General features: G+C 50.7%; 5 protein-coding genes. 4 read left to right on the top strand and 1 reads right to left on the bottom strand.

Annotated features, from left to right (window positions below; translation table 11 throughout):
- The first annotated feature begins 313 nt into the window (after positions 1 to 313).
- From CX664_RS24795 to CX664_RS24775, 4 genes are all read left to right on the top strand, one after another.
- The gene (locus tag CX664_RS24795; protein ID WP_101749265.1) at positions 314 to 802 is read left to right on the top strand and encodes a YchJ family protein; all 489 of its coding nucleotides are present in this window, start codon (positions 314 to 316) and stop codon (positions 800 to 802) included.
- 355 nt (positions 803 to 1,157) lie between these two features.
- Positions 1,158 to 2,138, top strand: a complete 981-nt coding sequence (locus CX664_RS24790) for a TAXI family TRAP transporter solute-binding subunit (protein ID WP_101749264.1) — start codon at positions 1,158 to 1,160, stop codon at positions 2,136 to 2,138.
- 259 nt (positions 2,139 to 2,397) lie between these two features.
- Positions 2,398 to 4,986 (top strand): TRAP transporter permease, encoded by a 2,589-nt coding sequence (locus CX664_RS24785; protein WP_101749263.1) that lies wholly within the window; start codon positions 2,398 to 2,400, stop codon positions 4,984 to 4,986.
- Positions 4,987 to 5,418: 432 nt separating this feature from the next.
- Positions 5,419 to 5,652 carry a hypothetical protein gene (locus tag CX664_RS24775; RefSeq protein ID WP_101749261.1) on the top strand — a complete coding sequence of 78 codons (234 nt, stop codon included), beginning with the start codon at positions 5,419 to 5,421 and terminating at the stop codon, positions 5,650 to 5,652.
- Between the two features lie 59 nt (positions 5,653 to 5,711).
- Here CX664_RS24775 and CX664_RS27315 read toward each other — a convergent pair.
- A partial coding sequence (locus CX664_RS27315; protein WP_146000345.1) for an ankyrin repeat domain-containing protein occupies positions 5,712 to 7,199 on the bottom strand: 1,488 nt, incomplete at its 5' end.

Here is a 7,199-nt window from a genome sequence, read left to right as displayed (position 1 = left end):
TAGAAATTACTGACAGAAAAACAAACAATTAAGTTCTTAACAGCCTTTAACTTTACAGCTTGCGGTAACAGGTCAGAGCCTGTTAACGTTTCGCTGTAAATTCAGCAAAGAAACGTCAACAGCTGCATATAAGTAGTTGGCCAAATGGAATCGTATATTTCTGGCTAAGTGGGCAGTTACTATGCAAGGCGCAACGTAGGGAGCATAGCCGTAGCTATGTGACCGGAGTTGCAACGCCGCAGAGTGACTGCCCACTTAGCCAGAAATATATGATTTCATTTGGTTAACTACTTACCGTTTTCGGGTAGTTACCATGTCCATTAACCCCTCACATTGCCCCTGTGGCTGTGGAAAAACATTCACCGAATGTTGCAAGCCTTATATTCAAGGGAAGCCAGCCCCAACAGCTGAAGCATTAATGCGTTCCCGTTATACGGCTTACACACTGAGCAATATTCCCTACCTGGTTGCCACAACACACCCCGGGCAACAGGAAACCATCAAGCAACAGAAAGTCTACCAGCAATCAAACGGTACACTGTGGCAAAAGCTCGAGATTGTCGGTACAGAGGCAGGACAAGCGGCGGATCAATCGGGCATGGTTGAATTCAAGGCCTGGTTCAGGGAGTCACTCTCAGGCCCTGAACAAGTTCACCATGAACGCTCTTCTTTTATTAGAAAAGAAGGGCTCTGGTATTTTGTCTACCCCAAAATAGCACTGGTCAAAACAGAAAACACTGGCAGAAATGATCCCTGCCCCTGCGGCAGTGGCAAGAAGTATAAAAAGTGCTGCGCACAATAAAGACGATAACCTCTCCGAGCTATCATAAGTACTTACCGAGAATCAATAGACAGAAATCAAAGAAATCAACACGTAAACATGGTAGCATCACCTACCTCATCAGGTTGCTTCGACAAACGTAATAACCTGACAGGCAAATTCTCGGCTTGCCATTCATGGTTAAGCGAGTCAAACCAGTCAGGGGACAACATGGAAATGCTGTCCGGACTGAATATAACAGCCATGAACGAGAAGTACGGTTCAGAAGCGATCAGGTCTGCCCGGGGAACTGACCCGAGACCCGCCAGAGCTGATGTTCACTGCCCACCTCTTGTTGTTGCCATGGTAAAAAAAGCTCAAATCAAGAGGACTGACAATGACCATTTGCAAAAAACTGGGACTTGCCATTCTGGGGGCAGGCTTTGCAGCTATCTCCTCCACTGCCAGTGCAGCCCCATCCAGCCAGCAGTTTGTCACCATTGGTACCGGCGGTGTCACCGGCGTTTACTACCCAACCGGTGGCGCTATCTGCCGCCTGGTGAATAAGGGACGCAAAGAGCATGGCATCCGCTGTTCGGTAGAAAGTACCGGTGGTTCTATTTACAACCTGAACACCATCCGTGCCGGTGAGCTCGATATGGGTATCGTCCAGTCGGACTGGCAGTTTCACGCCTACCGGGGAACCAGCGCTTTTGAACAGCAAGGTGCCAACAAGGACCTGCGGGCGATTTTCTCGGTACACCCGGAAGCCTTTACCATTCTGGCCAGGGCAGATGCCAACATCAGCACGTTTGAAGACCTGAAAGGAAAGCGCGTCAACATCGGTAATCCGGGCTCCGGTCAGCGTGCTACCATAGAACAGCTGATGAAACTGTATGGCTGGACACACGACAGCTTCTCCCTGGTTTCCGAGCTGAAAGCAGCCGAACACGCCAAGGCACTCTGTGACAACAAGATTGACGCCTTTGTCTATACCGTTGGCCACCCATCCGGATCTTTCAAGGAAGCCACCACTTCCTGTGATACCGTACTGGTCTCTGTCGCAGGCGATAAAGTCAACCAGTTGATCAAAGACAACCCGTACTACCGCACTGCGACCATCCCCGGTGGCATGTATAAGGGCAACGATCAGGATGTCCAGACCTTCGGTGTGGCGGCAACCTTTGTCTCCTCCACGGCGGCCAGCGAAGCAGCTGTCTACCAGATGACCAAGGCCGTATTTGAAGATCTGTCCACCTTCAAAAAACTGCACCAGGCGTTTGGCACTCTGAAGAAAGAAGAAATGGTGTCTGATGGCCTCAGCATCCCGCTGCATGAAGGTGCCAGGCGTTACTATCAGGAAGCAGGTCTTCTCTGAACTTTTTTCCCTGATCCGGGAAGGTGTAGCAACACCTTCCCAAATGCAGGTTGTCATCATGCAGAGTGCTGCCTGAATTCTGCATGATGACCTATACAGCCCTCACCCAACCCGGGCACAGGGCTGCATGGGGAAGCAGTGTCGTCTTTTGTTACCTCATGGATATTCCGCTTCCCCCCCATTTTTATAAGGCCATGAGCCATTGGCTGAAGAATGCATCATTTCCAGAGCGCATAACTTCAATAACAACAGGTATATTATGGAAGCAGTAAACAGCGCCAAGCTGAATAATTCAACAGCAGGCTCCACCAGCTCTGCTGAACAAATGGTTAACCAGTCCGAACAGGGTGGCCGCCAGCCCATTGGCAAATCCAGACTGGTATTACTGGGCACAGCCCTGAGCTGGTCACTGTTTCAGCTGTGGAATGCATCACCTCTGCCGTATATTTTCAATGTTGGCATATTTAACGATGGTCAGGCCCGGGCAATCCATCTCGCCTTTGCCATTTTCCTGGCATTTATTGCCTTCCCTGCCAGGAAAAAATCGTTTACCCATCAGGTGCCCGTGACTGACTGGCTATTTGCACTGACTGGCAGCTTCTGTGCCGCCTACCTTTATATTTTTCACCAGGCGCTGGCGACCCGTGCCGGGGCTCCCGTTATCCTGGACCTGGTCACGGCCGGTGCAGGTATGCTGCTTCTGCTGGAAGCAACCCGCCGGGCACTGGGGCCGCCACTGATGGTGGTTGCGGCGGTTTTTATCACCTATGCCTTTGCCGGCCCTTACATGCCGGATGTGATTGCTCACAAAGGTGCCAGTCTCAACAAGGCGCTGTCACACTTCTGGATCACCACTGAAGGTGTCTTTGGTGTTGCCCTGGGTGTATCCACCAGCTTTGTTTTCCTGTTTGTTCTGTTCGGTTCACTGCTGGAAAAGGCCGGTGCCGGTAATTACTTCATTCAGGTAGCATTCTCTCTGCTGGGCCATCTTAAAGGCGGGCCTGCCAAGGCTGCTGTCGTGTCATCCGGCCTGAGCGGTGTGGTGTCCGGCTCGTCCATCGCCAATGTGGTCACCACCGGAACCTTCACCATCCCCTTGATGAAACGGGTCGGCTTTCCTGCTCACAAGGCCGGTGCCATTGAAGTTGCCGCCTCCACCAATGGACAACTGACGCCGCCTATTATGGGCGCTGCGGCGTTCCTGATGGTGGAATATGTTGGCATCTCTTATATCGATGTTATTCGCCACGCCCTGTTACCCGCCGCGATTTCCTACATTGCCCTGTTTTATATTGTCCATCTTGAAGCCCTGAAAGCAGGCATGCAGGGATTGCCAAGAAGCGTCACCCGCACAAAGACTCAGGCACTGATGTCATTCACGGGCTCGTTTGCCGGACTCTGCCTGCTGGGCGCTGGCGTCTATTACGGTGTTGGCTGGACCAGACAGTATATGGGAGAGCACGCCCTCTGGATCATCACGCTGGCATTGCTGGCCAGTTATCTGATACTTCTGAAAGTGGCTGCCAGGCAACCTGATCTCATCAACAATATTGAAGAGGATATACGCAGTACTCCGGTGCCCGGACCAACCATCAAGCGCGGTCTCTATTATTTGCTGCCCCTGGTGGTGTTACTGTGGTGTCTGACCGTTGAACGCTACTCCCCTGGCCTCTCTGCCTTCTGGGCAACCCTGGTCATGGTTTTTATTACGCTGACCCATAAAACCCTGATTGATCTGTTCCGCAAGGAGCAAACCACCACACATCTCAAAGAGGGCTTTCTGGATCTGTTGGACGGCATGACCACCGGGGCCCGCAATATGATCGGCATTGGTGTTGCCACTGCAACCGCCGGTATTGTTGTGGGTGCAGTCACGCTGACCGGTGTTGGTCTGGTAATGACCGAGTTCGTGGAATGGATTTCTGCTGGCAGTATCATTCTTATGCTGCTGTTCACCGCCATTATCTGTCTGGTGCTGGGCATGGGGCTGCCAACCACCGCTAACTATATTGTAGTGTCCACCCTGATGGCACCGGTTATCGTAACCCTGGGCGCACAGCATGGACTGATCGTGCCTCTGATTGCGGTCCATCTGTTTGTCTTCTATTTCGGTATTCTGGCGGATGATACTCCGCCTGTGGGTCTTGCTGCTTTTGCCGCTTCAGCCATCGCACAGTCGGACCCGATCAAGACCGGTATCCAGGGCTTCACCTACGATATCCGCACCGCTGTTCTGCCATTTATGTTTATCTTTAATACCGAGTTGCTGCTGATCGGCGTTGACAGCCTTGCACAACTGGCGATTGTCGTCTTTGGTGCCATTGCAGCCATGCTGGTGTTTGCCACCGCAACTCAGGGTCACTGGTTAGTGAAAAACCGCTGGTACGAAACCCTGGGCATGCTGCTGATCGCCTTCACCCTGTTCAGGCCTGACTTCTGGTGGGACAGGATTTACCCTCCCTATGAAACCCATGAAGGTCGTAACATTGTTGCCCAGGTTGAAGCACTGCCGAACCAGGCTGATGCACGCCTGTGGGTAGCAGGAGAAACCCTGGAAGGTAAATCGGTTAATCAGATGGTTATTCTTCCCGCTGGCGACCGGGCCACGGCTGATGACCGGTTCCGCCACATGGGGCTGGAGGTTCTGGTTGATGGGGATAACCTGATCATCGATATGGTTGACTTCAACAGCGAAGCCCAGCAGGCCGGTATTGATTTTGACTGGCAGATTCATCGTCTGGAAGTTCCGGCAGAGCGACTGCCAAAACAACTGACATGGATACCCGCCTTTATTCTGTTGTTGTTGATTTTCCTTGGACAAAGACGCCGACAGGGCCAGTGCAGCTAAGGAATTGTCTTTAATAAGTTCCCGATTTCCGTTCACCCTGAGCTTGTCGAAGGGTCGTGCCACCGAACTTCGACAAGCTCAGTCCAGTCAGGCAATAAAAATAGGGAAGTTATTTCCAGACAACTCCTTAGGAATTGTCCCGAAATAATTTCGACATTTTGAACTCGATCTCCGTTCATCCTGAGCTTGTCGAAGGGTGATTGGCACAATACATGAGGCCGGAGTTCACGCCCTTCGACAGGCTCAGGACGAACGTAGTTTTGAAGCTCAGAAATGTGCAAATTATTCCGGGGCAATTCCTAAGACATAAAATCAGCAGAGTAAGTTCCAAAAAAAACAGAATTTTTAACAAGAAGATCGTCGTTAAAATCAAAAAGTCAGGCACGGAACCAATTTTCACCAGGCAGTGATCGTTTATCTGGAATGCAAGCAATGGCAACGACTAACATCTGGCAGCAATTCAAGGCTCTGATACCGAAGGATGTTCGGATCGTGGCCAATATTACCGCCAAAAATGGTAATAGCACCTGTCAGGCAGAGCTTCGGGATGGTTTGGTGATTACGGTTAAGGAAGAGTCTGTAAACGTTGGTGAAAAGGCGTTTATTCTGGATGGCGAGATAAAAGGTACAGCGCCGAATTTGGCGGAGTATGAGGTGGAGGTTTGAAATAATCAAGAATCGGTTCTTCTCGCAATTTTATTGCTCACTGTAGAAGGCAGCCCGTTTTAGGCTGTATAGCGTTCAAGCAGTTCCTTGCACGCTATGTGGTCAATCGCCTCAGCAAAGTCGAGTGCCGTATAGCCCGACCTATCCTTCTCTCTGGCCAGAGAAGGGTCAAAGTTCAGCAATTTGTAGATGGCGTCTGTTTGGTCCCTTTCAACAGCTTTGTGGAGAGTCGTCCAGCCAGCAGCGTCAGAAGACTTCTCTTTGGCCAGAGAGGGGTCAATCTCCAGCAATATCTGGATGGCCTCTGTTTGGCCTTCCCAAGCAGCTTTGTGGAGAGCCGTTTCGCAACTTCTACGACTCTTCTCTTTGGCCAGGGAGGGGTCAATCTCCAGCAATTTCCGGATGGCCTTTGTGCAGCCCCATCTAGCAGCTGTGTGGAGAGCCGTTTCGCAATCACCAAGATCCTTCTCTTTGGCCAGGGAGCGGTCAATCTCCAGCAATTTCTGGATGGCCTTTGCGTGGTCGTTTGCAGCAGCTATGTGGAGAGCCGTTTGGCCATAACGATCCTTCTCTTTGGCCAGTGAGCGGTCAATCTCCAGCAATTTCGCGACGGTCGCTGTATGGCCTTGAGAAGCAGCTGCGTGCAGAGCCTCAATGCCCAGGGAGCGATCACTGGTCAGCAATGCCTTGACGGCCATTGTGTGGCCATTCATTGCCGCTAATTGGAGAGCCGTTTTGCCACAGTTATCTTTCTCTTTGGCCAGGGAGCGGTCAAAGTCCAGCAATGTCTGGATGGCCTCCGTGTCGCCTTGACGAGCAGCTAAGTGGAGAGCCTCAATGTTCAGCAGCTTGACGGTCTCTTTGTGACCATTCATTTCCGCTAAGTGGAGAGCCGTATTGCCATCGTTATTCTTGATATTGACGCGAGAAGACCAGTCCAGCAACTTTTTGACGGACTCTGCACAGCCGTTTTGAGCAGCAAAGTGAAGAGCCGTTAAGCCTTTGCTATCAGTGGCATTGATGTTAGCCCCAGCCCCGAGCAAGGCTTCTAAACATCTGACGCTATTATTCTCAGCAGCAAAGTGCAAAGGTGTATAGCCATCCCGATTGGTGGTGTTAACATTCCACCTGTGAGTCAGAAAAAATAAATCGTTATAAGAATCACTGAATCCTTCCATAAAACCCGGCAAAGATGCGGATATGCCACCGGAAATAACATTCATGATCGTCGAGAATGCTAATTTTATAATTCTCCATTTTTGCTGATCTCGACCTGCCCACTGATCAACCAGAGTTTTCACGCATTGGTAAGCGTTATTTTTAGAAGCAATATGCAAGGGGGTGTTACCTTTCTCAAGATAAATTGCGTTGCCCCTTTTTTTCCCGATATTTTCACCTTTGTTATGTGCCAGGGCTGATGTAGCAAGGCCTAATAATACCGAACCTGATAATACTGAAATAGATGCAATGATATGAGGGAAAGCTGAAAGATCCCGAGAAGATAGCAGAGATCCGAAACCAACCATCGACATCACCGTCCCCATAGG

The organism is Endozoicomonas acroporae, assembly GCF_002864045.1.
In the GTDB taxonomy this organism is placed as follows: domain Bacteria; phylum Pseudomonadota; class Gammaproteobacteria; order Pseudomonadales; family Endozoicomonadaceae; genus Endozoicomonas; species Endozoicomonas acroporae.
Note: the sequence above shows the minus strand (reverse complement) of the source record. Positions and strands in the feature narration are given on the sequence as shown.